Origin of the sequence: Ochrobactrum sp. RH2CCR150 (assembly GCA_014138095.1) — a bacterium.
GTDB lineage: Bacteria > Pseudomonadota > Alphaproteobacteria > Rhizobiales > Rhizobiaceae > Brucella > Brucella gambitense.
Window position 1 is genome coordinate 407,573 of the sequence record JACGXE010000001.1, and the last position, 26,444, is coordinate 434,016.

A 26,444-nucleotide genomic window follows, 5' to 3' on the forward strand; every position below is an offset into this window, starting at 1 on the left:
GTTATTATTCACAAAGGGTTCGACTTGTTCAGATCAGTGAAAAGTCGCGCGATGCGTAATGTTCAAAGCGGTGTCGATGGCGTGAATCGGTATTGGCAGCAAAGTCTGGCCGAAATCGGCCAAAGCTTCGGCAAAATTGCTTGCCGCGGCTGCCACATCGTCGCAGCGCCGTTTGCAGGCAATGGCTTCAAGACACGTGTCGAGCAACAGAGCGTCCTGATTATGCAGGCCGGAAATCAGCCCCAATGTCAGGCATTCCTCGCGGCAGACATGATGCGAGTCGAACGGGAAAGCGCGCAACTGGCAGCTTGCACAATGACGCAGCACGCGGATGAAGTGCGAAAGCTCGCCGACAGCGCGCTTTGCCTCCGATGGTCCGAGCACTTCCGAATAGAGACCCCAGGTCATCTCCCACGGGATGATCGAGCCAGTCTCGAAACCCGCAGTCCAGCGACGATAACCTTCCAGCACCAGTTTTTCCGGCAGGCGGTCGAAATAGCCTGCGGTATTGGCGCCGTTCAGCTGCGATATACGCATATTCATGTGCGCCTCCACGATAAAATATCGGAAGATGCATTCGAGGCAAAAGACTTGCCCTGTTTGCGCTGAACGGGACGTTCCGTTTCACCGCGAATATTGCAGTATCCGGTCGGCAAGAGACTGAGCTGCCAGGGCAGGCCGTCGATATTTGCGGACCGGCATTCGCCGAGACCAACCATTGGGTCCTCCAATCGAACGGGTTCAAGGCCCAGACATCAAAGGTGCGCAGGATTGCGCGAAGGGTATAAAAGCCGCAAATTGATCTGGAGTCAATTAGTCAACTTTTAAAAAGCTTAGATATTTCAATACTGTAGAATTATTCTAGACTAGAATAGTCATGTTTACAGCATTTGAATGATTACGCAACCGCTGTGGGGGAGCAGCGGTTGCGGCAAACGGGCGCAATGCCGGTGGAGGGGGGAGAGAAGCACTGCGCCCCATGCTCCGGGAATTAGTGACCGGAATGCTCGCCCATCTGGCCATTCTGGGCCGTGACGGGGAAGTTGATCTCGACCTTGCCAGCCTTTTCGAATTCGAGCGTGACTGGCACGGTTTCACCTTCGGTGTAAGGCTTTTCCGGCTGGATGAACATGAGGTGATAACCGCCGGACTTCAGTTCGACGGTTTCGCCCGCAGGCACGTCGAGACCGCCATCAAGCTTGCGCATCTTCATCACGTTGTTTTCCATGCTCATTTCATGGACTTCCACGCGCTTCACGCCTGTAGTCGTGACCGATACGAGCTTGTCGGCATCCTTGCCGGCATTGGCGATGGTCAGGAAACCGCCAGCCACCTTGGCGCCGGGCACCATGGCGCGAACCGAAGGTGACGTGATGGTGAGGTCACCGAGTTTCACCGGCTCGGCTGCATGACTGCCGTGCGCGTCACCATGGTCACCATGGCCGCCGTGGCCTGCATGCTCGTCAGAGCCGGTCGCGGCCAGCACGAGAAGCTGCGGTGCGGGGTATTCGAGTTCGTGCGGGTTCTGTCCGTCCTTGGCAATCTCTGTCCAGGCGACGGAGGCGTCGCTACCGCAGACCTGCGTTACCGGGAAAGACAGCGTGGTGTCCTTGTCGAACTTGGCCAACTGGCCGACGACGGTGAACTCGTCATAGAACTCGCCCGGCAGATTGCCCGCGGTGAAGCGCACTTCCTTGACGCCGGAGGTGACATCCTTGCCATGCACTTTGTAGGTCTTGGCATAATCACCCTTGGTGGTTTCGATTTTCCAGCCAGCCTTGGCTTGCGGCTGCGCGGCGATAAAGCCTTCCGGAAGCTCCACTTTCACTTCAGTTGTGGCCTTGCCGTCGCAGCCATGTGGAATGCGGAACGTGGCCTTGTAGAAGCTGCCAGCCTTGGCTTCGCTCTGGTCGAGCGACGAATGGGCGTTGGCCATGCCAGCGGAAATGCAAAGGGCTGCCAGCGAAATTGCGGACGCAAAAAGACGATAGTTTTTCATATTGAATTACCTGAATAGTCGTGAGGAAGACGCGCCAGCTTTTTGTCAGGCGCATTCGTTCAAACGGGACGTGTTCAGGCGAGAGGCGGTGCTTGCGGCGGTGCCGAAGGCGGATAGACAGCACGGCGTAAAACCGGCTGTGGCGGCACAACGCCATCGGCCATCGCGATATGCGGCGACGGGCCGGTCGAGCTGTCAGGCGTTGGGCACAGGAAACCTGAGGCGATACGGCAGGCCTCGCAGCTTTCGCTGCTCAGATGCTTGTCATGGCCGTGATGATCCTGATTTTCACCCTGATCGCTGATGCAGATGACAGGATAGGTTCCATCAGGCAGCTGGTATTGCGCCAGCTGAAAACTGTCGAGAGCATTCAGGTCGACGGGCTTATGCGCGAATGCCACGAGCATCAAAGCCAATACGCTCAACAGGCGTATTGCAAGACTGCTCCGAAACTGGCGCGCGCTGAACTTCAACCTACGGCATCTCCCTGTGTCGCAGAGCCTATCTAGTCTAAACGCTGCATCTTTGCCAAGCGCCAAACGAAACCGGCGCGAATTGGTCGCGCCGGTTCTGCTTGCTGCGGTCAGGGGAGAATGTTTGCTGTCTGACTAGATCGTCCGCTTTTTCATCTGCTCCGCAATGTAGTCCGCCTGACGGATGGCAAGCGCCACAATGGTCAGGGTTGGATTTTCGGCAGCGCCGCTTGTGAACTGGCTACCGTCCGACACGAACAGGTTCTTGATGTCATGTGTCTGCCCATGCTTGTTCACCACGCCGTCCTTCGGCTTATCGCTCATGCGATTTGTGCCGAGATTATGCGTTGAAGGGTAGGGCGGCGTCGGGAAGGTACGAACGGCCCCCACCGCTTCATAGAGCGCCTTGCCCTGCGCATAGGCATGCGTGCGCATCGCAACATCGTTGGGATGATCGCTATAATGCACATCCGGCACAGGCAGGCCGTGCTCGTCTTTCACATCCTTGCTCAATGTGATGCGGTTGTTCTCCTGCGGCATGTCCTCGCCGACGATCCAGAGGCCTGCCATATTGACGTAATCATCCAGCGCTGAGGTAAAGCTGCGGCCCCAGCCGCCCGGATTGAGGAACGCCGCCATGAAGGGAAGCCCGAGCGAAATGGTCTCCATTTCATAACCGCCGACAAAGCCGCGCTTCGGATCGTGGATCGCTTCGTCGCGGATGATGCCAGCCATGGTCGTGCCGCGATACATGTGAACCGGCTTTTCAAACGAGGCGTAAACCGAGCCGGTCGTGTGGCGCATGTAATTGCGCCCGACCTGCCCCGATGAATTGGCAAGTCCGTCCGGAAATTTGGATGAAGCCGAGTTGAGCAACAGGCGTGGGCTTTCGATCGAATTGCCCGCAACGCAGACAACGCGCGCTTTTTGCAGATGCTGCTTGCCGTCCTTGTCGGCATAGAGCACGCCCGTCACCTTGCCAGCCGCATCGTGCTCGATTTTCAGCGCAGTGGATTCAGGACGGACTTCCAGCTTGCCGGTCTCTTCGCCCTTTGGAATTTCGGTGTAAAGCGTCGACCATTTCGCGCCCCATTTGCAGCCTTGGAAGCAGAAGCCGGTCTGCTGACAGCCCATGCGGTCATCGCGTGGCGCGGAATTAATGGCCATGCGACCGGTATGGCATTCCTTGTAGCCGAGCTTGTCGGCACCGGCTTTCATCACCTTGAAATTGTTGTTGCCGGGCAGGCCTTCAATACCGTTGGTGCGCGTCACGCCCATCTTGTCCTCGGCCTTGGTATAATAAGGCTCCAGATCGGCAAGGGTGATCGGCCAGTCGAGCAGGTTTGCGCCTTCCAACTTGCCGTAATTGGTCAGCGTGTGGAATTCGTGTTCCTGAAAACGCAACGATGCGCCAGCCCAGTGAGTGGTGGTGCCGCCCACTGCCTTGACGATCCATGCGGGCAGATTCGGGAAGTCCTTCGCAACCCGCCAGTCACCTGATGTGGTGCGCTTGTCCAGCCAGGCAAGCTGCGCGAAGCTGTCCCATTCTTCATTGATGAAATCTTCGAATTCGTGGCGCTTTCCGGCTTCCAGAATAACGACGTCGATGCCTTTTTGCGCCAGCTCGTTGCCGAGCGTGCCGCCGCCAGCACCGGAACCGATGATGACGACGACCTTGTCGTCCTTGAGATCATATGGAGCAGCCATGGTTTCCTCCCAATGCTTCGCCGTTTCCGCAAAGCGCATGGCGCTTGCCGGACGGTGATGCCGCTGTGAAATTGGTTCGGTTGAGCTTGATCCGGCTCTTTTGTTTTTACGCATTATCCTACGCAAAACCGCTACGCACTTTTGCTGGAAATGCTCTAAAGCCACTCGATATCGTCGAAGCCGCGCTTGATGTAACCGCCCTTGGAATAGGACTCGCCTTCGTAGCCGAAGAGCGGCCAGATATCCTTCTGGTTATAAAGGCCGGTCACAAGTCCGCTGCGCACCTTCTGGAAGAAGGGGCTTTCTTCGATATCGTGCAGGATCGCCACGCGCTCTTCCTCCCAGCCCAGACCCAGATATCCTCCGGCTCCGGCCCGTTTGTTCAGATCGGCAACACCGTCCTCGATCAGCTTTTTCAGCGTTTCATCCTTGGCGGAATCCGCGTCATAGGGTTTGATGGCAATGGCGTAAAACCGGTCGGGAAGCTTGTCATGCGGATAGATATCGCGTGCGAGCTGGATCAGCGTCGCCATGGTCTCGGGCTTGAGCGTCGTTGTTTCAAGCGCCCATGCAAATTGCGGGCAGATAACGGCATTGCCGCTGATGACCAGCATGGCCCCAAGGCTCAGGCCCGCACCGCGCTTCAAGAGGTCGCGGCGGGAGAGCTTCTTCTTTTCGTGGGTGGAAAGACCGTCGAAAACGGTTGTCATTCGGTTCTCCTCCTTTGCTTGCCCATCCGGAATGGATGGACTGGCTGCGCGCCCCCGGCGAATTGTCGCCACCGGGAACGCTGGCGTCTGTCGTGGCCGCTCCTCTCGGCCATGACAGACGATACTGGCGCCGGGCGGCTTACCGGTAACGGCCGCCGCGCTGCAGAATTTCGATCTTGTAGCCGTCCGGGTCTTCGGCAAAGAAGAAACGGGCAAGCTGCACGCCGTTATTCTTGAAATCGACAAGCTTGCCGACCTTGAAGCCAAGCGCGGTGAAGCGCGCATGTTCGGCGTCGACATCGTCCACGACCACAGCAAGATGACCGTAACCGTCGCCCAGATTGTAGGGTTCGGTGCGGCCCTTGTTGACGGTCAGCTCGACTTCGAAGTCGGCTTCTGCATTGCGCAGATAAATCAGCGTGAATGTTTCGAAATCAATGCGTTCTGCAATGTCGAGCTTGAAGGCTTGGTGGTAGAAGGAAACGGATTTTTCCTCGTCGAGAACGCGGATCATCGAATGAATGGCTTTAGCCACAAGTGACTCCTATTTCTTGCATGTCATTTTTGGCAGCGCTTCAGCAAAAGCGGCTTGCGATTGTCTCACTGGTTGTCGATTATGAAAGAAAAAACGACGGCGTGGTGGCAATCGGCTACCACAGCGCAGTTCGTGCTCTCGAGGGAGCGCTTTTCAATCTGGAAACAGATCGGCGCTCTGAAGTTTATTTCTGCGCACATCTTTTCCGAAAACCGTTTCACACTTTTCGGGATGTGCTCTGTAATGGAGGAACCCATGTGCAAGGTTTTCGCCGAGCAGGACCCGGAAGGCTACCGGCAGATCAATCGCTCCGTGCGCATTGGCGGGCATTCCACCAGCATTCAGCTGGAGGCGACATTCTGGCGTCTGCTGGATGAAATCGCAGCCAGCCAGAATCTGACCACGCCGCGCTTCATCTCGACACTCTATGATGAAGCACTGGAGGCCAATGGCGCGATCCCGAATTTCGCCTCCATGCTGCGCACCACCTGCGCGCTTTATCTCATGGGACATCGCCCCGAATCTGCCGTCTGCGAGGAAGCGGCCTGAATGAGGTATTGGCCTCTTGGTGAAATGGGAATAGGGGAGTAGGGAAATAGGGCAGTAGGGCAGTAGGGCAATATGTTTTATACATACTCACTTACTCCCCTATTCCCTTACTGCCTTCACTAAAGGAATCGAAATGGCAAGCGTAACGCGCGAACAGGTTCTGGAGCGGCTGAAGACCGTGACGGGACCGGACTTCGAAAGCGATGTTGTGTCGCTCGGACTGGTATCGGATATCTTTATTGCCGACGGCAAGGTCTTCTTCTCCATCACGGTTCCGGCGGAACGCGCAGACGGGCTGGAACCCATGCGGGTTGCAGCGGAAAAGGCCGTGAAGGAAATCCCCGGCGTTTCCGGCGCACTGGTCACGCTGACAGCGGAAAAGCGAGGCGGTCGCACCAGCGACGACGCTCCGCCGCCGCCAAAGCCGCAACCACGCCCTGCTGCTGCCGCACCTGCGCAGCATCGCCATCCCTCGCCACCGCAACGTGCGGCGCAAAAGCCCGGTATTCCGGGCGTCGGCGCGATCATCGCTGTCGCATCGGGCAAGGGCGGCGTTGGCAAGTCCACCACAGCGGTCAATCTGGCGCTCGGTCTGCAGGCCAATGGCTTGAAGGTCGGCATTCTCGATGCCGATATTTACGGCCCGTCCATGCCGCGTCTTCTGGGCCTTACCGGTCGTCCGGAAACGATTGAAGGCCGCATCCTGAAGCCGATGGAAAATTACGGCCTCAAGGTCATGTCCATGGGCTTCATGGTCGATGAGGAAACGCCGATGATCTGGCGCGGGCCGATGGTCATGTCGGCGCTGACGCAGATGCTGCGCGAAGTGGCTTGGGGCGAGCTGGATGTTCTCGTCGTCGACATGCCTCCGGGCACCGGCGATGCGCAATTGACGATGGCGCAACAGGTGCCGCTCGCTGGCGCGGTTGTCGTTTCGACGCCACAGGATCTGGCGCTGATCGATGCGCGCAAGGGCTTGTCCATGTTCCGCAAGGTGGATGTGCCGTTGCTCGGCATCGTCGAGAATATGAGCTACTTCATCGCACCGGATACCGGCAAGCGCTACGATATTTTCGGTCACGGCGGCGCGCGCAGGGAGGCCGAGCGCCTCAATGTGCCGTTCCTCGGCGAAGTGCCGCTGCATATGGATATCCGCGCGCATTCGGATAATGGCACGCCGGTCACGGTGGTCGAGCCGGACAGCGAACACGCGAAAATCTACCGCGATATCGCCTCCAAGGTCTGGGAAAACATGAAGGGCGGCAACGGCGCTGGCAGGCCAGCCCCGGCGATTGTCTTCGATTAAGGGGGTAGGGGAGTAAGGCAGTAGGGGAATAAGTGAAGAGAGCGCTTGAACAAGGTTTCGGCCTTACTAGCCTATTCCCCTATTCCCCTATTCCCCTATTCCCCTATTCCCCTATTCCCCTATTCCCCTATTCCCCTATTCCCCTATTCCCCTAACTGATCACGTGACCACCGACGGAGCGTCACGTCCGCTGCGCTTTTTCACCTCGGCGATCTGTTCCGCTGCGTCGATCAGCGCTGAAAGCGTTTCCTGCGTATCGAGATTGTGCTTGGCGGTATCCGCTTCATAGCGTTCGATATAGATGCGGATCGTCGCGCCTGAAGTGCCGGTGCCCGACAAGCGAAGCACGACGCGCCCGCCATCGGGGAAATAGATGCGGATGCCCTGATGCTCGCTCACCGAATGGTCGACCGGGTCATGATAGGCGAAGTCGTCGGCTTTCTCGATCTTCAGACCGTTGATCGTGGTGCCCGGCAGGCTCGAAAGCTTGCCGCGCAGGTCGGCCACCAGCTTGTTCGCGATATCCGAATCGACCGCTTCATAGTCGTGGCGGGTGTAATAATTGCGCCCGAAGCGCGCCCAATGTTCCTCGACAATGGCCTTCACGCTTTCCTTGCGAACGGCCAGAATATTCAGCCAGAGCAGCACGGCCCACAGGCCGTCCTTCTCACGCACATGGTCGGAGCCGGTGCCGGAGCTTTCTTCGCCGCAGATCGTGACCTTGCCATTGTCCAGCAGATTGCCGAAGAACTTCCAGCCGGTTGGCGTTTCATACATGCCGATGCCGAGCTTTTCCGCGACACGGTCGGCGGCGGCGCTGGTCGGCATGGAACGCGCAATGCCCTTGATGCCGCCCTTATATCCGGGCGCCAGATGCGCATTGGCGGCGAGCATGGCGAGCGAATCGGAAGGGGTGACGAAAATGCCGCGCCCAATGATCAGGTTGCGGTCGCCATCGCCGTCGGAGGCTGCACCGAAATCGGGGGCGTTGTCCGACATCAGCAGATCGTAGAGATCTTTTGCATAGACGAGGTTCGGATCGGGGTGATGCCCGCCGAAATCCGGCAGCGGAACGAAATTGACGACGCTGCCATCCGGCGCACCGAGCCGGCGCTCGAAAATTTCCTTGGCGTAAGGACCGGTCACGGCATGCATGGCGTCGAATTTGAGCCCAAAGCCACCCTTGATCATGGCGCGGATGGCGTCAAAATCGAACAGGGTTTCCATCAGTTCGGCATAGTCGGTCACCGGATCGAAAATGACGATCTCGGTGTCACCCAGCCTGGTGCTGCCAAGTTTGTCGATGTCGACATCGGCTACCTCGGCGATCTTGTACTGATCAATCACCTTGGAACGGGCGAAAATCGCATCAGTGATCTTTTCCGGTGCCGGGCCGCCATTGCCTATATTGTATTTGATGCCGAAATCTTCCTTCGGGCCGCCGGGATTATGGCTGGCGGAGAGTATCATGCCGCCGAAGGCCTTGTATTTGCGGATCATGTTGGACGCGGCCGGTGTCGAGAGAATGCCGCCCTGACCAACCATGATGCGACCGAAGCCGTTGGCAACCGCGATCTTGATGAGCTTCTGGATCACTTCACGATTATAGAAGCGTCCGTCGCCGCCAACCACCAGCGTCTTGCCTTCAAATCCTTCCAGCACATCGAAAACCGACTGGATGAAGTTTTCGGCATAGTTGGGCTGCTGGAAAACAGGAACCTTCTTGCGCAGGCCTGAAGTGCCCGGTTGCTGGTCCTGAAAAGGTTTGGTCGCGATCGTCTTGACGGTCATATCTTTCCCGTTCGATTCAATGAATTAAGCAGTCAATGTGTTGCCATTTGCGGTCATTGCAAGACAACATAGATCAAACTTATTGTTTGAAAATAACAAAGCGTGTGTTTGTGACGCGAATTTCGCGAGGGACACAGGCAACCCCCGTTTGAAACGCAAGCCAGGGTTGTCGCACATCATTTGGCGTTTGAAGTCAAACTTGGCTTTTAAGAGTGAAACGTGTGCTTGATTGTGAAGAGGGAAGGGCTAAATCGTACGAAATATCGTAAACGATGGGGCTTCTTATAATAGCTATTCACTCGATAGCTGGTTTGGTGGGCCACAACAGAACTTTAGTATTTGTTGGAAAAAATTGCATCACCCATAAATAGGCTGGTGACACCCGTCATGGCCCCAACCATTTCGTTTCCGCTTAGTCCGAAATCTGTTCTGATGCCAGCAATCTCGACCTCCTTCCGCACTTGATGCAGAATATCCATACCGTCTAACCCAAGGGTTCGTGCAAGGTAATAATCCGCCATCATTCCGTGGCAGATGCCGTGAGAAGAGCGTATTTCACCAAGCCGCGCAGTTACGATGGCCATATCGGAGTCATAGGTTTCGGCGGGTATATATGGGCGGCAATGCAATCTTGAGTAGCCGATGCCGACTGTACCATGGCACCAGGATGTGCTGTAGACGTTGTCTTTTCCAATACGGGGCCATCCCAGCTCTGTGCGGTATCTGGTCTCTCGCTCAAGATTGCGCAATATGACTGAAAGCGCCTCATCATCTTCTTGCTGGAAATAGGTCATGTACTCAGCAAGTACCGCCGACACGCCCGCCGTTCCGTGAGCAAAGCCCAGTGACGTGGTTTGGTCGTCAACCAGAGATCCGGCTTTGCGTTTCAAGAGATTGAATGAAAAATCAGCTAGCCTGGCGATTTTCTCTGCAATTGGATAATCGCGGAACTGTTGGTGTAGCCTCAGCAACATGCTTAAAGTGCCCCCAATGCCGCTCACAAACTCGATCTGCTCGTAATGCTCCACTGTCTCTGTTAGCAAGCAATAAGAAATTTTACTCAGTTCACGATCAATAATAGGCAGAAGCTTGATCAGGCGCGCATTGTTTATGACACCGAGGCTCCACAGAGTTCCCGCCGTGCCGCTCAATGCACCGAGTTCAGCCGAAGACGTGTCTTGGAGCTGTTCGATAGTCTGGTCGGAAATCCTGCCAGCGAATTCCGTGAAACGGGGACAAGACAAACGCTGACCGGTAATATGGAAGGCCAAAGCAATGCCGGAAATGCCTTGATAAAGGTCAATTCCACTCAAACCCGCATGAATTATATCGTCTTTTATGTGGATTGTACGCCAATTGATTTTTTCGTCGATCATCAGCGCGCAGTCCATAACCTTGCTCATTGCAAAATAAGCCAGTTTATCGATCCATTGCTCGGTGGATACCGCCTCTTGCGCTTCATCTTCATAAATTGTTTTTCTCGCGACCCATTTCTCCCCTTTCCTCAAGCGATAAACGAGGAATGCCTGCTCGGCGTCCTCCATGACCTGTTGGATAAAGGCAGGTGTTAGTCGCGAGAACTGGCTCTCGAGTTTTTGCCGGGGCGATTGATGAATGATCGTTGGGAGCTTCTCTCCAAATCCATTGAGCAGAACAGAAGAATCGAACGGCATAGAAAAATAAGGAACGTCGCCGCGAGTCAGTTCTAGTAGCTCTGACTCCATAATATTTGTATCCCGGCTCGGATCGCAAAGAGCGAGCAGCTCTTGCGCTGCACTATCCTTTTTCAAAGAACTGGGATGGCCGCAATTATATAGTATCTTTGTATATTCTTCTGTTGATTGCTTGATGATGCGAATAGGAGCGCGACCAATATTGTCCCGTATAGCCCGGAGAACCTCGTCTCGGTTCTCGTGGACGAAAATTAGGGTTTCCCGTATCCCGTAAAGGATATCGCTCTCGTGTTGAATAAAATCGACTACATTTCCATTGAAGATAACTTGGCTTTGGTATTCCCCTGTATGTAGTTTTCTCCGTTCCATTTTAAGGGAGGAAACGCGTTTTTGGGGATTCACCAGAATGTCGATATTCGTTTGAACGTTCGATTGGGCGCTCAATGCGCTTATTTCCAGTTCATCATACAACGTCTCTGTGGGCAAAAGCAGCGAGCTGTACAGGTGATTATTCGTTGGATTGTGTCGTTCTGATTCCAAGGTACATGAGAAAAGCGTCTCCAGGTCGACAAGGATCGGATATTCGCCACAGGCGATGATGTTTTCCATATGAAGGTCGGTCGAGGAACAGAGATGAGCGAGCGCTATTAATGAACCATAGCGGCGATAAAAGTTTTTCACTTGTTCCGCAGTTTGGCATTCCTTCGGAACAATCGCTTCAGCCCAGCCGTAGTTTCCCTTGTTGATTGCACGCGGGAGAACATGATCAATTGGTGAGTGCTTGTTCCACCATGCAATGAAGTTGTAGTAGCCTTCATCTATGGCGATACTACGCGGTTTATAATAAAGTAAACGGCTGCGGCCTTCCTCATTTATGTACTCAAGCCGCGCGGTTTGCTGCATCCCTCGGTGAGGGTCGCCTATCATACGGATATCATTAATTCTCGTAATTGCATTATCGCTATGGAAATACTTCGCGGCCACGTTCAGATCCGTCTCGATACGGTCCATGAACTGTTGCAAAGAAATCGAAAAAATACTTATCTCTTGCTGCCACGTCGACCATAGTCTGGGATATTTTTCGCAAAGCGCCGACAAATTTTCTTGCTTGCAAACCTCTCGGATAAAAAATGCAAACCGGACGTTCTCTGTGTCCCCTTGCAGTAATCCGTCTTCGTCTGCAAAGTTCATCTCCAGTATCAGTACCCTTTCCCATTTTCTTTTGAATATTGGGAATAACGCTTCTTCCGCGATTTTACCGAATAATTTATTAGATATAATTTTATTATCAATCTCTTTGATTTTTAGAATAATTCCGTCAGTGATATTTTTGTATACGTAATAAAACACGTCATCTTTTATACATTTGCAGTTCATTTGAATACTTCAATAATATAGTTTAAATAATTTGTGTGCATTGGGCCCTATCTGCGGGCCCAATGCATACATTATAATATAAATATTAAATGCAAACTTGGTAGCAGCATGTGCAGAAGCTTGTGTAGTGGTTTGATTTTGTTGGATTGACTTTTGTCGTCGTTCCAACGATTTTATCGACTTTGTCGCTGTGGAATTTCTTAGAGATCATCTTTATTCTCCAAAAATACAGGTTGGTTTTAATTTCAATATAAAGCTGTAGTGTTTTAATTTTTGCCATCAATAATTATAGATTCTGATGGCTTTATAATTAAAGCATAAAATTATTAATCCGTTTATCCCAAATAATAAAGAATTTTATTCCATTTTAATTGGGGTGGATGAAATACGGGGCGTGTGAGTTCTTTCAGGCGACGTCAGGATTCTATACAAAATGCAATTTTTGAGTTTGTGGGCGCTAGCCTGCATCCTTGAACAGCACACTCTGGTCGAACAGATAGCGGTTGGAAAGCGGCAGGCTTGCGGCACCCATGGCCTTGGCGTGGACGCCGACCTTGCCCTCGATGATTTCCGGCGCACTGAGCCCCTGAAGATCGAGGCGGGAAAGTTCGGCCCGCGTCGCTTCGACAATGCGATGGCGAACGCCTTCCGGTAGCCATCCATCGATAATGGCTGCAGGGAAATCGATGATCGATGCTGCCGCAACCGCCGCATGGGCAAGCCCGCGTGCGGCGAGTGCAATCCAGGCATCCAGTGGTTCGCCGAAATTGTGCCAGCTTTCGGGGGAAAGCCAGAGATCGTCGGACGAAATATTCTGCTCCTGCAACAGCCGCTCCAGCACGAAAAGAGAGGCGGTATCGATCAGCTGCAATGTCGCGCGGCCGTCTTCGGCGCTGCGCATGCGCATCGGCATGGAACCAAGCGCACCGGCATTGCCCGTCCGGCCCGGATAGAGCGTATTGTTCAGCACCACGCCGCCGCCAATGAACGAGCCGATGAAGAAATAGACGAAATCGGTGAATTCCGGCCCGCGCCCGAAGGTCAGTTCCGCGCCACAGGCCGCCGTGCCGTCATTCTGGAGAAACACCGGGAACGGAAAGACTGCGCCGAAATCGTCGACGAGATCGGCATCGAGCCACGCATTCATGTCGGCAGCGGGCGCACCCACTTCCTCGACCCAGTTCCACAGCTCGAAAGGCAACGCGATGCCGAGACCCGCAATGCGATCGCGCTTGTCCGGATCGAGTGCGGCGGTGAAAGCGGCAATGCTGTCAAAGGCGAAACGACGAATTTCGTCGGGCACCGGCCAGCGATAGGTGATGTGCCTGCGTTCACGGATCGCGCCCAGAAAATCCATCAATATGATTTCCGCGCTGCGTCGTCCGATCTTGAGGCCGAAGGAGAAAACGCCGTCGGCTGCAAGCCGCATCGGCATGGAAGGCTGGCCGACGCGTCCGCGCACGCGCTCGCCTTGGGTGATCAACCCATCTTTCTCCAGCGCGCGAATGATGACGGAAACGGTCTGTGCCGAAAGGCCGGTCAGGCGCGCAATATCGGCTCGGGCCAGTGCGCCATGCCTGCGAACGAGCGCCAGAACCAGCCGCTCATTATAGGCGCGCACGCCGATCTGGTTGGAACCGCGATTGATGTTCGCGCCCGGTTCGGCAAATTTCTGCATGGCAGGGCCGGGCGAACCTGCCGGTCCGTCCCTCGGCTCGGAAACGTCCTGTTCCGGATGATGCCTGACCATTCTCTCTCCCAGATGCCGTGCATATGGCACGGCGAGGTTCCTAACCCATTCATCGCAGGAGAAAAAGCCCTCTTCTTTGGGATATGAAATAAAAACAAAAGCTTATGCGGCAAGATGCTCGCCCTTTTGAGGGCGGCCTCCAGCCTCCCATGGCTCTCTCCTCCGGGGCCGAGAGTGACACAGCACATTAATAAATCAAGTGGATTTATTAATTGACTCTGTTTCAAAGCCGTGTTTTCCTCATTGCATGCCGGGGGAAAAGGACCGGTTACTTTCTGGGAGGAGTTCATGAAGAAGACAGTTCTGTCGGCGGCCTTTGCTGCCTTCGCGCTTGGTGTTGCCGCAATGCCTGCGCATGCCGCCGATGTCGGCGCGTGCCTCATTACCAAGACCGACACCAATCCCTTTTTCGTCAAGATGAAAGAAGGCGCTGTCGCCAAGGCCAAGGAGCTGGGCGTCAACCTCAAGACCTATGCGGGCAAGATCGACGGCGATTCCGAAAGTCAGGTTGCGGCGGTCGAAACCTGCATCGCCGATGGCGCCAAGGGCATTCTCATCACGGCTTCCGACACCAAGGGCATCGTGCCGACGCTGCAAAAGGCGCGTGACGCTGGTCTTCTGATCATCGCGCTCGACACGCCGCTGGAACCGGCAGATGCGGCAGATGCGACCTTTGCGACCGATAATTTTATGGCGGGTGAACTGGTCGGCAAATGGGCTGCGTCAACGCTTGGCGACAAGGCCAAGGACGCGCGCGTCGCCTTCCTCAACCTGACCGCGTCGCAGCCAAGCGTCGACGTGTTGCGCGATCAGGGCTTTGATGTCGGTTTCGGTATCGACCCGAAGGACAAGAGCAAGCTTGGCGATGAGGACGATCCGCGCATTGCCGGTCGCGATCTGACCGATGGCAATGAAGAAGGCGGTCGTCGCGCCATGGAAAACCTTCTCCAGAAGGACCCGACGATCAATGTCGTGCACACGATCAACGAACCTGCCGCTGCTGGCGCTTATGAAGCGCTGAAGGCAGTGGGGCGTGAGAAGGACGTGCTGATTGTTTCCATCGACGGCGGCTGCCCCGGCGTGAAGAACGTTGCGGCTGGCGTGATCGGCGCAACCTCGCAGCAATATCCGTTGCAGATGGCGTCGCTCGGCATCGAGGCGATCAAGAAGTTTGCCGATACCGGCGAAAAGCCAAAGCCGACCGAAGGCAAAACCTTCGTCGATACGGGCGTGACACTCGTCACCGACAAGCCTGTCGATGGTGTTCCGTCGATCGATACCAAGACGGCGCTCGGCAAGTGCTGGGGTTGATCCGTCGTTGAAACGTCGGGAAATGCCGGCCTGGCGGGTCTTTGCACTACAGTTGCAAATTCGTCAGGCCGTGGCGAAACGAGTGATTTTCGAGCACCGGAGCGGAGCGTACTTTTGGGTACGTGAGCACCGGAGCACAGGAAATTGCTCGTTGCAGACCGGCATCACGAAGAATGCAACTGTAGTGTCAGATTTGCCGGACAGTTCTGCGGGCGAGAGCAGGAGACAATCATGAGTGAGCCACAGGCGGCTTCCGCTGCACAAAAACCGTCGATCCAGGCGTTTGAAACAACCCTGTCGCAAAGCGCATCCGACGTCGCCTCCTTCGATTCAGGCGATCGGTCGACCGTTTACCGCATCCGCCAGTTCCTGCATCACAATCCGGCAGCCGTGCCGCTGATCGTGCTGGTTCTGTCGCTGGTGGTGTTCGGCGTCACATTGGGCGGCAAATTCTTCTCCGCCTTTGCGCTTACGCTCATTCTCCAGCAGGTCGCCATCACCGGCATTATTGCCGTGGCACAAACGCTCGTCATCCTCACCGCCGGTATCGATCTTTCGGTCGGCGCGATCATGGTGCTGTCATCGGTGGTGATGGGCCAGTTCACTTTCCGCTATGGCCTGCCGGCCGAGCTTTCCATCGTGCTTGGCTTTGCAACCGGCGCGCTTTGCGGCTTCATCAACGGCTTTCTTGTCGCTTATGTCCGCCTGCCGCCCTTCATCGTCACGCTCGGCATGTGGCAGGTGATTCTGGCCACGAATTTTCTGTATTCAGCGAATGAAACCATCCGCGCGCAGGAAATCACTGCGCAAGCGCCTATCCTGCAATTTTTCGGCGAAAGCATTCGTGTCGGCGGCGCTGTGTTTACCTACGGCGTGATCGCCATGGTGCTACTGGTGTTGCTGCTCTGGTATGTGCTGAACCACACCGCCTGGGGTCGCCATGTCTATGCCATTGGCGATGATCCGGAGGCGGCAAAGCTCTCAGGTGTTTCGGTCAAGCCGATCCTGATGTCGGTCTATGTTCTGGCCGGTATCATCTGTGCTCTGGCCGGTTGGGCAATGATTGGTCGCCTCGGTTCCGTGTCACCGACCGCAGGCCAGTTCGCCAATATCGAATCCATCACAGCTGTGGTGATCGGCGGCATCTCGCTCTTCGGCGGGCGCGGCTCGATCCTCGGCACCATGTTCGGCGCGCTGATCGTCGGCGTGTTCTCGCTGGGCCTGCGTCTGTGGGGCACCGATCCGCAATGGACCTATCTCCTGATCGGCGTTCTCATCATCGCCGCTGTCGCCATCGACCAATGGATCAGAAAGGCTGCCGCATGACAAACTCGGCTACACCTGTTCTCTCGGCAAAGGGTCTGGTCAAGCGTTATGGGCGTGTTACCGCGCTCGACCATGCCGATTTCGATCTCTATCCTGGCGAAATCCTCGCCGTTATCGGTGACAATGGCGCGGGTAAATCATCGCTCATCAAGGCGCTGTCCGGCGCGATCAAGCCCGACGAAGGTGAAATCCAGCTCGACGGCAAGCCGGTCAGCTTCCATTCGCCGATGGAAGCCCGGCATGCCGGAATTGAGACGGTTTATCAGAACCTCGCTCTGTCGCCGGCGCTTTCCATTGCCGACAACCTGTTTCTCGGGCGGGAGATCCGCCGCAAGGGACCGCTCGGTTCGGTATTCCGTATGCTTGACCGAGGCGCGATGGAGAAAATCGCCCGCGACAAGCTGACGGAACTGGGCCTGATGACTATCCAGAATATCGGTCAGGCGGTGGAGACGCTATCCGGCGGGCAGCGTCAGGGTGTTGCGGTGGCGCGCGCAGCCGCTTTCGGGTCCAAGGTCGTGATCATGGATGAGCCGACGGCAGCGCTCGGCGTCAAGGAATCGCGCCGTGTGCTGGAACTGATTCAGGACGTCAAGGCGCGAGGCATGCCGATCGTGCTCATCTCGCATAACATGCCGCATGTGTTCGAAGTGGCCGACCGCATTCATATTCACCGGCTCGGACGCCGCCTGACGGTTATTGATCCGAAGGAATATTCTATGTCTGACGCCGTGGCGTTGATGACCGGCGCAATGCGACCGAAGGCCGAGGCCGCATAGTTTTCTTGAGTGGACCGCTCGAATCGGGACATCTGTCCGCACGACCACGAAACGGAAACCGGACATGACGCCTATCGAGCGCGAAGCCCTGCCTTCAGAAATTCTTGCGAGGCTTGCCAGGGATGACAGCCGGTTGATCGTCGCCATTGCCGGTCCTCCGGGTGCAGGCAAGTCCACCATCTCTGAACAACTGTGCGTCGCGCTTAACAAGGGTGAAAACGCGCCGTCCATCGTGGTGCCGATGGACGGGTTTCACCTCGATGACGTGATCCTCGATCAGCGCGGTTTGCGTAGTCGCAAAGGATCGCCACCGACTTTCGATTGCGCCGGGTTTGCGGCCCTGCTCGACCGGTTGAAACACGCGCGGGAGGAAGTGTTCATTCCTGTGTTCGACCGTTCACTGGAGCTTTCCCGCGCGGCGGCCTCGGTGGTCGGTCCCGAGCACCGCGTGCTTCTGGTGGAAGGCAATTATCTGCTGCTCGATCAGGAGCCATGGTCGAGACTGGCGCCGTTTTTCGACATGACGATCCGCCTTGATGTGCCTTTTCCGGTGCTGGAGCGCCGATTGATCGACCGCTGGCTCTCCTTTGGTTTCGATGAGGAAACGGCGCGCAGCCGCGCACTTTCCAACGACATTCCCAATGCCCGGCTCGTCGTGGAACAATCGCGCCAGGCGGATTTTGTCGTGGTCTCGGACGGGCGATAACGGGGAATTGCTGCTTTCAAGGGTTGCGAGGATGCGCTTGCGTCTGCATGATGGGGGCAATTCATAGTCACCTGCAATTTCCGATCGGAATAATCCCCAATGACCGATTATGTCTTCGCGCCACGCCCGCAGCCCTTTCTGCCCGTGAAGGGAACGGACGCGCTTTTTCCCGTGCATCGCATCTATTGCGTCGGTCAGAATTATGCCGATCACGCCATTGAAATGGGTGGTGATCCGACCCGCAATCCTCCGTTTTTCTTCCAGAAGAATCCGGACAATCTGGTGATCAATGGCGGCGATTTTCCCTATCCGCCCAAGACCGAGGATGTGCATCACGAGATCGAGCTGGTGATCGCATTGAAGAGTGGCGGCACCGACATTCCGGTCGAGCAGGCGCTGGATCACGTTTACGGCTATGCGGTCGGGATCGACATGACGCGGCGCGACCTGCAAGCGGTCGCTAAAAAGGCCGGTCGCCCTTGGGAAGTCGCCAAGGCTTTCGAACATTCCGCACCGTGCTCGGCCATTGCGCCTGTGTCAGATGTAGGCCATCCGCAATCGGCGTCGATTTCGCTGTCCATCAATGGTGAGACGCGCCAGTCCGGCGACCTTAACCAGATGATCTGGAAAGTGGCCGAAACGATTTCCTATCTTTCGTCGCTCTTTGAGCTGCAGCCGGGCGATCTTATATTCACAGGCACGCCCGCAGGCGTTGGTCCCGTGCAGCGCGGTGACCGTCTCGTGGGCAAGGTGGATGGTGTCGGCAGCCTGTCCGTAACGGTTGCCTGATTTTATTAAGCGCATCCCGAAAAGTGTGAAACGGTTTTCGGACAAGATGCGCGTTCTATCAAACAGTTAGAGCGCCGATCTGATCCAACCAGATCGAAACGCGCTCTAAGCGGAGGAGGCAGAATGAGCACCTATCTTCCCGATGATGTGCATGATGCTTTGGAGCGCGTCATCGCTGAGAAGCATCCGAATCTGAACCTGACAGAGGCCATAACGCTGATTTTGCGCAAGTGGCTGGTCCATGAAGGCTATCTGCCGACGGCGCCGGAACATGGCACGCCGCCGGAAGAACTGAATGCGACCAATGATGATTAGCGCGTCCAATATCACGCCGAAGCACCAGAGCCGGGGCGACAAGTGACGATGGCCAAGCATTCAAAGCAGGGGGCGGGCCGCAAGGCGGCGCTCGGCAAACGCCTTTTGATTCTCACGATTCTGGCCATTTTGCTGGTCATAGCACTTATCTGGATGAGCATTTATCTCTTCGATCCGAACGGGGGGCTGGACTTCGACGATCTTGGGATTTTTGCCTTGGATTTCAACGTGATAGATACAATGCTGCCGCGCATTCTTTGAGCGCGTTAATCCTTTTGTTACCATTTGAAATATTCATTTTGGCGCGCCCCCGACGTTTAGCGCTTCCGTTTTTCGTCTTTTGCGTGGTACAGAACTGTCATCGACCGAAAGAATATTGACTGCAACGGGCTTCCTGGAGGCCGTTAAGCCAAGAGGATCTGGATGGCATTCGAGGACATCAAGGCGGAAATTGCGCTGCTGTTTGAGCAAATGGTGAATCAGCCGCAGGACGCCCATGAAATCCGCGAAACGGTTCGCGAAAAGCTGAATGCGCTCCGTGCGAACGGTTTGCCGTTGCCTGACGATCTGGTCGAGCTTGAAAAACGCATCGAAAAAGATTTCGATTCCTGAGAACGGATCCAGCTATGCGTTTCGCGCTTTTTTCTTCTGCATCCGCTTCCCTTGCACGCAAGGGTGTCCTGCTTTTGGGCTGCGCCGTGGCGCTGAGCGCTTGCAATACCACCAATGATGGCAAGCCGGTCAAAACGGCTCTGATTTCTCCAGCCGATACCGCACCGCAGACGAGTGCAGCGGGTGCCGCTGTCGGCGCTACTGCTGCGCCGCAGGCTGTTGCTGGTACACCTGCCGCCGCCGCTGGTGCTGCGACGGTTCCGGGCGCTACGCCTGCCGCTGATGCGGCTGTCGGCACGACTGCTACGGCCATGGCTGCCGGTCCGGCTGCAACCGGCGGTGCTGCCGCTATTGCCGCAGCCACCGCAACGGACGGCACTGCCGTTCCCGGTGTGCCCGCAGCGGATGCAGAAGCAGTTGCTTCTGCCGAACCTGCCCTGCCAGCTGTCGTTCCCATTCCGGGAGAACGTGGTGTTTCGCAGCCGATGATGGCCTATGCTGGCGCACGCGCTGCGGCTTCGCCTGCCTCGGTTGCCGCCAATATGGCTTTTGAGACGCCGGAGCATGCGCCGAAAGATATCGACGCGCTGATTGCCAAATATTCCGTCGCTTATGATGTGCCTGAGCGGCTGGTGCGCCGGGTCGTGCATCGCGAGAGCCGCTTCAATCCTGGTGCGCGCAATGGACCTTATTGGGGTCTGATGCAGATCAGCCATCCGACGGCACGCGGCATGGGTTATAAAGGCGCGCCGAAGGGCTTGCTCGATGCCGAAACCAACCTGAAATATGCGGTTCGCTATCTGTCGGGCGCGTATAAGGTTGCGGGCGGCAATGAAAGCCAGGCCGTGCGTTACTATGCACGCGGCTATTATTACGACGCCAAGCGTCAGGGCATGCTGGAAGAAACCGGCATGGACGGCGGTTTCCGCAGTGGCCCGACGCGTGATGCCGCAGCTTCTATCGAGCCGGTTTCCCTGCCAAGCGGTTCTTCGGCCCCGTTGCCGGGTGTTGCGCCGATTCAGGCCTCTTACGCACCCGCACAATAAGCTTCTCCCGGCGGCGTTTGGTCGCCGGTTTAATTCCCGATATCGACTGACGCATCGGCCCAAAAATCGGAATCGATTTTTGGGCCGATGCGTTTAACTGTCATCTTGACGCTGCAGAGCAATGGCAGTTTGCTGTCTGAAGATCGGACAGGGCGAAGACTATGAAACTGCCAGATACAATCAAATGGCACTACGACAGGGCGGAGCTCTGGGCGGATGGGGTCATCCATGTGCTCGGCGTGGCGCTGGCCTTTGCTGGTGCAATCGCCATGCTGATCTATTTCCTGCCGAACAGTCCTGCGGCGACATCGATTTCCTCCAGTGTCTATCTGGCATGCCTTCTGGGTGCGCTCGGCATTTCGGCGGTCTATAATATCTGGCCGGTCTCGCCGACCAAATGGTTCCTGCGCCGGTTCGATCACTCGGCCATTTATCTGCTGATTGCCGGAACCTACACGCCTTTCGCGATGCATATGGGCGACCGCGCCGTGCCGCTTTTGCTCTTCGTATGGGGTGTGGCTTTTGTCGGCATCATGCTGAAGCTTTTTCTGCCCGGTCGTTTCGACCGGCTGTCGATCCTGCTTTATCTGGCGCTCGGATGGAGCGGCATGATGGTTTACGACACGATTGTGCAGTCGCTGCCGCCGACCGTGTTCTGGCTGATCGCAGCAGGCGGCATCGTTTACTCGCTGGGTGTGATCTTTCACGTCTGGCAGCGGTTGCGTTTCCAGAACGCTATCTGGCATGGCTTTGTCGTGGTCGGGGCGATGCTGCATTATTGTGCTGTGTTCTTCGTCGGCGCGTGGAACTGAAGCCCGCTCTATTTCGGTTCTGACGGTCTGCAAACGGCGCAGTTCTGCGCTTCCGGTGCTCATGTACCCTAAAGTACACTCCGCTCCGGTTCTCGAATTGCACCATTTTCGCCGTGTCATAACCAAAATAGCGAACGGGCTTCCGAGCGCGTAATTGTTCAATGGAAGTCTCGCGACTTCGGCATGATCCGCACATTTCTGGGGTGATGTGCCATTTGTGACGGCGCGACGAGGCGTTGCGCTTCGCGCCCGCTCAGATCCAGCAAGGCACCGGAGCGGTCCTCGATCTTGGCCGCCACCACATGCACCACGCCTTCCGGGCTTCGCTGGACGCGACCTTCGATGCGGACCAGACGCGCGCCCATCACCTCGCGACGAAATGCTTTCATGATCTTCGGCCAGACGACGATATTGGCGATGCCAGTCTCGTCTTCGATGGTGAGAAACACAACGCCCTTCGCGCTGCCGGGGCGCTGCCGCACCGTCACGATACCTGCCACCTTCATGCGGCGGCTATCGGTGCCTTCCTGCACGGCGCGACAGGTGGAAACGCCTTCCGCTGCCAGCCCCTCGCGCAAATATTGCAGCGGATGCCCTTTCAGCGAAAGCCGGGTCGTCTCGTAATCGGCAATGACATGTTCGGCGGCGGCCATTTCGGGCAGCTTCGTGCGCGGTTCTTCCGCCAGTTCGCTTGTGGCCGCAGCCCGAAACAGCGGCAAGGTCTCATCATTGGGCAGGCGGCGCACAGCCCAGAGTGCTGCACGACGGTCGATATCGAGCGAGCCGAAAGCATCCGCATCGGCGAGCGCGGTGAAAGCGCGCCGGTCGAGGCGCAGGCGGCGATGCATATCCTCAATGGTGCGATAAGGCTCATGCCGGTCGGCAAGCAGCAGCTTTGTGTCATCCTTGGAAAAGCCGTCGATCTGGCGGAAGCCAAGCCGTACAGCTGGATATGGTCCGGTAATGTCTTCCAGCAGATTATCCCACTGGCTGAAATTCACATCGACCGGCAGAACCGTCACGCCATGCTCACGCGCATCGCGCACGATCTGCGCTGGCGCATAAAAACCCATCGGCTGCGAGTTGAGCAGCGCGGCGGCAAAGACTTCCGGGTGGTGATGTTTGATCCATGCGGAAATATAGACCAGATGCGCAAAGCTTGCCGCATGGCTTTCCGGGAAACCATATTCACCGAAACCCTTGATCTGGTTGAAGCAATTCTCGGCGAAGGTCCGGTCATAGCCGCGTTTCACCATGCCGTCGATCATCTTTTCCTGCATGGTGTGGATGGTGCCCATCTTGCGGAAAGTCGCCATGGCGCGGCGCAGCTGGTTGGCTTCGTCGGGCGTGAACTTTGCCGCCTCGATGGCAATACGCATCGCCTGTTCCTGAAACAGCGGCACGCCTTTGGTCTTGTCCAATATCTGTTGCAGCTCGTCCGGCGGGCCATGCTCGGGGGCGGGCGACGGCAGGGTGCAAGGCTCCTCATTGTTTCGCCGTCTCAGATAAGGATGCACCATATCGCCCTGAATAGGACCGGGGCGCACAATGGCGACCTGGATGACCAGATCGTAGAACTTCTTCGGTTTCAGACGCGGCAGCATGTTCATCTGCGCGCGGCTTTCCACCTGAAACACGCCGAGCGAATCCCCCTTGCAGAGCATGTCATAGACGGCTTCATCTTTGCGCGGCAGATTGGCGAGGGTCATTTTTTGCCCGCCATAAAGCTGCGGCTTGTGCTGGTGAATGAGGTCGAAAGCCTTGCGAATGCAGGTCAGCATGCCGAGCGACAGCACATCCACTTTCATCAGCCCCACTTCATCAATGTCATCCTTGTCCCATTCGATGAAGTAGCGGTCTTCCATGGCCGCCGGGCCGATGGGCACAGTCTCGTCCAGACGGTCGCGTGTGAGCACAAAGCCCCCCACATGCTGCGACAGGTGGCGCGGAAAGCTGATCAGCTCTATGGCCAGTTCCACAGCGCGCCGGATGACTGGATTTTCCGGATCGAGGCCCGCCTGACGAATATGTTCTTTGTCGATGCCGCCGCCGGATATGCCCCAGACCGTATTGGCAAGCGCCGCCGTCACATCTTCGGTCAGTCCCAGCGCCTTGCCGACATCACGGATCGCACTGCGGGAACGATAGCTGATGACGGTCGCGACAATTGCCGCGCGATCGGTGGTGTAACGATTATAGACATATTGCATCACCTCCTCGCGCCGCTCATGCTCGAAATCGACGTCGATATCCGGCGGTTCCTGGCGCTCGGCGGAGATGAAACGCTCGAACAGCAGGTCCACTTCGGTCGGGTCCACACCGGTCACGCCAAGGCAAAAGCAGACGACGGAGTTGGCCGCCGAACCGCGCCCCTGACACAAGATGCCTTTGGATATAGCAAACTGAACAATGTCATGGACGGTCAGGAAATAGGCCGCATATTGCAGCTTTTCGATCAGCGCCAGTTCCTTGACGATCAGCCCCTTTACCTTTTCCGGAATAGTATCCGCGCCGTAATGTCGGGCAGCACCTTCCCAGGCCAGATCATGCAGGTGCTGTTGCGGCGTCTTTCCCGGCGGCACGGGCTCGTCGGGATAATCATATTTCAACTCATCGAGCTGGAAGGTGATGGGCGCGGTGAAATCGGCGGTCGCGGCAATCGCCTGCGAATAGGCGCGGAAAAGCCGGACCATTTCCCGCGCTGGCTTCAGATGACGCTCGGCGTTTTTTTTCAGCAGCCGCCCGGCGGCAAAAACCGTGCTGTGATGGCGGGTCGCCGTCAGCACATCCTGAAGCGCACGGCGGTCGGGGTGGTGATAGAGCACATCATTGGTGGCGAGAAGCGGCACGCCCGCGTCTGCTGCAAAACGGGCGATGCGCTCGGCCCGGCGTCCATCATGTCCCTGATGCGGCATGGCCAGCGCCAGCCAGACGCAGCCTTGTGCCGCCGTGGCAATTTCCGACAGGCGCGCCGGAAAGTCAGGATCGTTGTCTTCCGGGGGCATGACGGCGATCTGAAACTGTCGGGCGCGAAACAACAGGTCGGCCCAGAGCAGATGGCATTCGCCCTTGATGGCAGCGCGCCTTTTGCCCTCGGTCAGGAGGCGGCACAATTGGCCATAAGCAGGCCGGTCGCGCGGATAGACGACCATATCCGGCGTGCCGTCGATGAAGGACAGGCGGCAGCCGATGAACAGCCGGAAGGTGCTTTTGTCGCGAAAATCCTTCCAGGCGGCATGCGCCCGCACCACCCCGGCCAGCGTGTTGCGATCGGCAATGCCGATGCCGGTCAGGCCAAGTTCATGGGCGCGTAACACCAGTTCCTGCGGATGCGATGCGCCGCACAGGAAGGAGAAATTGCTGGCGACAGCCATTTCATAATAAGCGGGGTTTTTGCCGATATGGGTCATAGCGCGGGTCATCAGGCAAACAACCCATGCAGAAACCAGCGTGGATGATTGGCGCCGTCATAAAGCCCTTCGCGGAAAATCCAGAAACGCTGGCCGTTCTCATCTTCCACCCGGTAATAATCGCGCAACTCCGGTACGTCATGGCCGATGGAAAGCCACCATTCCGGCTCGATCCGCTCCGGTCCTTCGGCAAGGCGAATATGATGGCGAACCCGCCGCCACAAGAAGAACGAGGGCGGGCTGTCAGGCACTTCCGCCACGCTTTCGATGGGCTGCGGCGGACGAAACAGTTTTATGGGACGCGCTGGCGGATCGCCGGCCAGAACCGGTCCGCTTTCATATTCGGTCTCGTTTGCGTGGCTGCCATGTAGGGCAGGGCGCAGGCCAAAAGCGCGCTCCGGCATATGCGTATCGCGCGCGAAGGGCACCAGCACGCGTTCCGGCCCCAGACGCGCCGAAAGCCGGTCGATCAGCTGGCTGAAACCGGCATCGTCTTCCTCATGCTGGTCCAGCCCGGTCTGGCGTTGTGCGACAGCGGCGCTGCGCAAGGCGGCAAGCCTGATCATGTCGAAACCGAATCCGGCATCTAGCGGATCGGTGAGAGCGTTGAGCCTTTCACGCGCAAGGCGCAGAAAAACCCTGTCGTCGCGCAGAGGCTGGCCGGTTTCGATATGGATATGGCGTATTGCGCCATCGACCCGGAAGAATGACGCTTCGATCAGAAGCGCACCTTTGCCTTCCGTTTCAAGCCGGGCGAACAGCTCCAGCGCCAGTTCCTGCAAGATGCGCTCCACCAGTTCCATGGCGGTCAGAGGCTCGGACAGGCGGCGTTCAGTCGTTGCAAGCGGCACCATGCGCAGCGGCGAGATCGGCGCGCGCTCTTGTCGTGTCAGGCGACCGAGACGGGTGGCTAGATCTGGGCCGAAGCGGGCGGTGAGTGCGGCACGCGGCAGCGCCATCACATCGCCGATCCGTTTCAGGCCTGCACGCTTGAGGCCGGTCTCGGCTGTATTGGCCAGTTCGAGTGCGGAAAGCGGCAGGCGCGGCAAAACGGCGTCGGCCTGCGCCTTGTCGAAGACGCCGCCTCTCGTGCCACGGGCGAGAAGCCGCGCAGCAAAGCTGTTATCGGCAATCGCCGCCTGTATGTGCAGACCGGCGCGCTCTATGCGCCGGATCACATCGGCATGCATGGCGGCCAATCCGCCGAACAGATGCGCGCAACCGGTAATGTCCAGCATCAGCCCGTGCGGCGGATCGAAGGCGACAAGCGGCGTATAGCGTTCGCACCAATGGGCCATGCTGTTGAGCAGGGCGGCATCGCTCTCCGGCTCGGCATTGGCCACATCAAGTCTTTCCACGCGCGCTCGCGCATCGGTCAGCGCCATGCCGGGATAAAGCCCGAGCTTGGCGGCCTTGACGTCGATGGCCGTCAGCCGCAGGGCATTGGCGGTGCGCTCGGTAATGACAA

At 56.9% G+C, this 26,444-nt stretch carries 23 protein-coding genes; 12 read left to right on the plus strand and 11 right to left on the minus strand.

Going from position 1 to position 26,444, the window contains the following annotated elements; all coding sequences use genetic code 11:
- Positions 1-33: 33 nt before the first annotated feature.
- The 6 genes from FHW03_RS01875 to FHW03_RS01900 all read right to left on the minus strand — a co-directional run bounded on the left by FHW03_RS01875 (position 34) and on the right by FHW03_RS01900 (position 5,424).
- Positions 34-543: a hypothetical protein gene (locus tag FHW03_RS01875; protein ID WP_171058689.1), complete on the minus strand. Its 510-nt coding sequence runs from the start codon at positions 541-543 to the stop codon at positions 34-36.
- Between the two features lie 448 nt (positions 544-991).
- The gene (locus tag FHW03_RS01880; protein ID WP_182519101.1) at positions 992-1,999 is read right to left on the minus strand and encodes a DUF1775 domain-containing protein; all 1,008 of its coding nucleotides are present in this window, start codon (positions 1,997-1,999) and stop codon (positions 992-994) included.
- A 74-nt stretch (positions 2,000-2,073) separates the two neighbouring features.
- Positions 2,074-2,472, minus strand: coding sequence for a hypothetical protein (locus FHW03_RS01885; protein ID WP_182519102.1), 399 nt, complete (start codon positions 2,470-2,472; stop codon positions 2,074-2,076).
- A 135-nt stretch (positions 2,473-2,607) separates the two neighbouring features.
- Entirely contained in the window at positions 2,608-4,179 is a 1,572-nt protein-coding gene (locus FHW03_RS01890; protein ID WP_182519103.1) for a GMC family oxidoreductase, read from the minus strand.
- Between the two features lie 155 nt (positions 4,180-4,334).
- Positions 4,335-4,889 (minus strand): gluconate 2-dehydrogenase subunit 3 family protein, encoded by a 555-nt coding sequence (locus tag FHW03_RS01895; protein ID WP_182519104.1) that lies wholly within the window; start codon positions 4,887-4,889, stop codon positions 4,335-4,337.
- Positions 4,890-5,028: 139 nt separating this feature from the next.
- Positions 5,029-5,424 (minus strand): VOC family protein, encoded by a 396-nt coding sequence (locus FHW03_RS01900; RefSeq protein WP_182519105.1) that lies wholly within the window; start codon positions 5,422-5,424, stop codon positions 5,029-5,031.
- A 255-nt stretch (positions 5,425-5,679) separates the two neighbouring features.
- Here FHW03_RS01900 and FHW03_RS01905 point away from each other — a divergent pair, with 255 nt between their 5' ends.
- Together FHW03_RS01905 and apbC are read left to right on the plus strand one after the other, a co-directional pair.
- Positions 5,680-5,973 (plus strand): ribbon-helix-helix domain-containing protein, encoded by a 294-nt coding sequence (locus FHW03_RS01905; RefSeq protein WP_182519106.1) that lies wholly within the window; start codon positions 5,680-5,682, stop codon positions 5,971-5,973.
- Positions 5,974-6,106: 133 nt separating this feature from the next.
- The gene (gene apbC / locus FHW03_RS01910; RefSeq protein WP_182519107.1) at positions 6,107-7,279 is read left to right on the plus strand and encodes an iron-sulfur cluster carrier protein ApbC; all 1,173 of its coding nucleotides are present in this window, start codon (positions 6,107-6,109) and stop codon (positions 7,277-7,279) included.
- A gap of 159 nt (positions 7,280-7,438) precedes the next feature.
- On the opposite strand, the gene FHW03_RS01915 is transcribed toward apbC, so the two are convergent.
- From FHW03_RS01915 to FHW03_RS01925, 3 genes are all read right to left on the minus strand, one after another.
- Complete coding sequence (locus FHW03_RS01915; RefSeq protein WP_182519108.1) at positions 7,439-9,070, minus strand: alpha-D-glucose phosphate-specific phosphoglucomutase; 1,632 nt, start codon at positions 9,068-9,070, stop codon at positions 7,439-7,441.
- Between the two features lie 332 nt (positions 9,071-9,402).
- Positions 9,403-12,093, minus strand: a complete 2,691-nt coding sequence (locus tag FHW03_RS01920; protein ID WP_182519109.1) for a type 2 lanthipeptide synthetase LanM family protein — start codon at positions 12,091-12,093, stop codon at positions 9,403-9,405.
- Positions 12,094-12,577: 484 nt separating this feature from the next.
- Positions 12,578-13,870 carry an ROK family transcriptional regulator gene (locus FHW03_RS01925; RefSeq protein WP_182519110.1) on the minus strand — a complete coding sequence of 431 codons (1,293 nt, stop codon included), beginning with the start codon at positions 13,868-13,870 and terminating at the stop codon, positions 12,578-12,580.
- A gap of 288 nt (positions 13,871-14,158) precedes the next feature.
- Between FHW03_RS01925 and FHW03_RS01930 the strand changes: the two genes are divergently transcribed.
- From FHW03_RS01930 to FHW03_RS01975, 10 genes are all read left to right on the plus strand, one after another.
- Entirely contained in the window at positions 14,159-15,181 is a 1,023-nt protein-coding gene (locus tag FHW03_RS01930) for a sugar ABC transporter substrate-binding protein (protein ID WP_182519111.1), read from the plus strand.
- Between the two features lie 231 nt (positions 15,182-15,412).
- Positions 15,413-16,507 (plus strand): ABC transporter permease, encoded by a 1,095-nt coding sequence (locus FHW03_RS01935; protein ID WP_182519112.1) that lies wholly within the window; start codon positions 15,413-15,415, stop codon positions 16,505-16,507.
- Positions 16,504-17,286 carry an ATP-binding cassette domain-containing protein gene (locus tag FHW03_RS01940; RefSeq protein ID WP_078339948.1) on the plus strand — a complete coding sequence of 261 codons (783 nt, stop codon included), beginning with the start codon at positions 16,504-16,506 and terminating at the stop codon, positions 17,284-17,286. Before FHW03_RS01935 ends, FHW03_RS01940 begins: the two co-directional genes overlap by 4 nt.
- A gap of 64 nt (positions 17,287-17,350) precedes the next feature.
- Positions 17,351-17,992, plus strand: a complete 642-nt coding sequence (locus FHW03_RS01945) for a nucleoside/nucleotide kinase family protein (RefSeq protein WP_182519113.1) — start codon at positions 17,351-17,353, stop codon at positions 17,990-17,992.
- A 99-nt stretch (positions 17,993-18,091) separates the two neighbouring features.
- Positions 18,092-18,781, plus strand: coding sequence for a fumarylacetoacetate hydrolase family protein (locus FHW03_RS01950; protein ID WP_182519114.1), 690 nt, complete (start codon positions 18,092-18,094; stop codon positions 18,779-18,781).
- Between the two features lie 123 nt (positions 18,782-18,904).
- On the plus strand, positions 18,905-19,096 hold the full coding sequence (locus FHW03_RS01955) for a hypothetical protein (RefSeq protein WP_182519115.1): 192 nt from the start codon (positions 18,905-18,907) through the stop codon (positions 19,094-19,096).
- A gap of 48 nt (positions 19,097-19,144) precedes the next feature.
- Complete coding sequence (locus FHW03_RS01960) at positions 19,145-19,357, plus strand: hypothetical protein (protein ID WP_078339952.1); 213 nt, start codon at positions 19,145-19,147, stop codon at positions 19,355-19,357.
- 162 nt (positions 19,358-19,519) lie between these two features.
- Positions 19,520-19,708 carry a hypothetical protein gene (locus FHW03_RS01965; RefSeq protein ID WP_078339953.1) on the plus strand — a complete coding sequence of 63 codons (189 nt, stop codon included), beginning with the start codon at positions 19,520-19,522 and terminating at the stop codon, positions 19,706-19,708.
- Between the two features lie 14 nt (positions 19,709-19,722).
- Positions 19,723-20,754 carry a lytic transglycosylase domain-containing protein gene (locus FHW03_RS01970; protein WP_182519116.1) on the plus strand — a complete coding sequence of 344 codons (1,032 nt, stop codon included), beginning with the start codon at positions 19,723-19,725 and terminating at the stop codon, positions 20,752-20,754.
- Positions 20,755-20,915: 161 nt separating this feature from the next.
- Positions 20,916-21,566: a hemolysin III family protein gene (locus FHW03_RS01975; protein WP_182519117.1), complete on the plus strand. Its 651-nt coding sequence runs from the start codon at positions 20,916-20,918 to the stop codon at positions 21,564-21,566.
- A 158-nt stretch (positions 21,567-21,724) separates the two neighbouring features.
- Here the strand turns inward: FHW03_RS01975 and FHW03_RS01980 are convergent, their stop codons facing one another.
- Positions 21,725-24,988 (minus strand): error-prone DNA polymerase, encoded by a 3,264-nt coding sequence (locus FHW03_RS01980; protein WP_377513895.1) that lies wholly within the window; start codon positions 24,986-24,988, stop codon positions 21,725-21,727.
- A complete protein-coding gene (locus FHW03_RS01985) occupies positions 24,988-26,439 on the minus strand; it encodes a DNA polymerase Y family protein (protein WP_182519416.1) in 1,452 nt (483 codons plus the stop codon). The genes FHW03_RS01980 and FHW03_RS01985 overlap by 1 nt, the downstream gene beginning before the upstream one ends.
- Positions 26,440-26,444: the final 5 nt, after the last annotated feature.

Coding starts and splice junctions, on each gene's coding strand:
- FHW03_RS01875 (WP_171058689.1), bottom strand. CDS start 543: ATGAATATGCGTATATCGCAGCTGAACGGCGCCAATACCGCAGGCTAT.
- FHW03_RS01880 (WP_182519101.1), bottom strand. CDS start 1,999: ATGAAAAACTATCGTCTTTTTGCGTCCGCAATTTCGCTGGCAGCCCTT.
- FHW03_RS01890 (WP_182519103.1), bottom strand. CDS start 4,179: ATGGCTGCTCCATATGATCTCAAGGACGACAAGGTCGTCGTCATCATC.
- FHW03_RS01895 (WP_182519104.1), bottom strand. CDS start 4,889: ATGACAACCGTTTTCGACGGTCTTTCCACCCACGAAAAGAAGAAGCTC.
- FHW03_RS01905 (WP_182519106.1), top strand. CDS start 5,680: ATGTGCAAGGTTTTCGCCGAGCAGGACCCGGAAGGCTACCGGCAGATC.
- apbC (WP_182519107.1), top strand. CDS start 6,107: ATGGCAAGCGTAACGCGCGAACAGGTTCTGGAGCGGCTGAAGACCGTG.
- FHW03_RS01915 (WP_182519108.1), bottom strand. CDS start 9,070: ATGACCGTCAAGACGATCGCGACCAAACCTTTTCAGGACCAGCAACCG.
- FHW03_RS01925 (WP_182519110.1), bottom strand. CDS start 13,870: ATGGTCAGGCATCATCCGGAACAGGACGTTTCCGAGCCGAGGGACGGA.
- FHW03_RS01930 (WP_182519111.1), top strand. CDS start 14,159: ATGAAGAAGACAGTTCTGTCGGCGGCCTTTGCTGCCTTCGCGCTTGGT.
- FHW03_RS01935 (WP_182519112.1), top strand. CDS start 15,413: ATGAGTGAGCCACAGGCGGCTTCCGCTGCACAAAAACCGTCGATCCAG.
- FHW03_RS01940 (WP_078339948.1), top strand. CDS start 16,504: ATGACAAACTCGGCTACACCTGTTCTCTCGGCAAAGGGTCTGGTCAAG.
- FHW03_RS01945 (WP_182519113.1), top strand. CDS start 17,351: ATGACGCCTATCGAGCGCGAAGCCCTGCCTTCAGAAATTCTTGCGAGG.
- FHW03_RS01950 (WP_182519114.1), top strand. CDS start 18,092: ATGACCGATTATGTCTTCGCGCCACGCCCGCAGCCCTTTCTGCCCGTG.
- FHW03_RS01955 (WP_182519115.1), top strand. CDS start 18,905: ATGAGCACCTATCTTCCCGATGATGTGCATGATGCTTTGGAGCGCGTC.
- FHW03_RS01960 (WP_078339952.1), top strand. CDS start 19,145: ATGGCCAAGCATTCAAAGCAGGGGGCGGGCCGCAAGGCGGCGCTCGGC.
- FHW03_RS01965 (WP_078339953.1), top strand. CDS start 19,520: ATGGCATTCGAGGACATCAAGGCGGAAATTGCGCTGCTGTTTGAGCAA.
- FHW03_RS01970 (WP_182519116.1), top strand. CDS start 19,723: ATGCGTTTCGCGCTTTTTTCTTCTGCATCCGCTTCCCTTGCACGCAAG.
- FHW03_RS01975 (WP_182519117.1), top strand. CDS start 20,916: ATGAAACTGCCAGATACAATCAAATGGCACTACGACAGGGCGGAGCTC.
- FHW03_RS01980 (WP_377513895.1), bottom strand. CDS start 24,988: ATGACCCGCGCTATGACCCATATCGGCAAAAACCCCGCTTATTATGAA.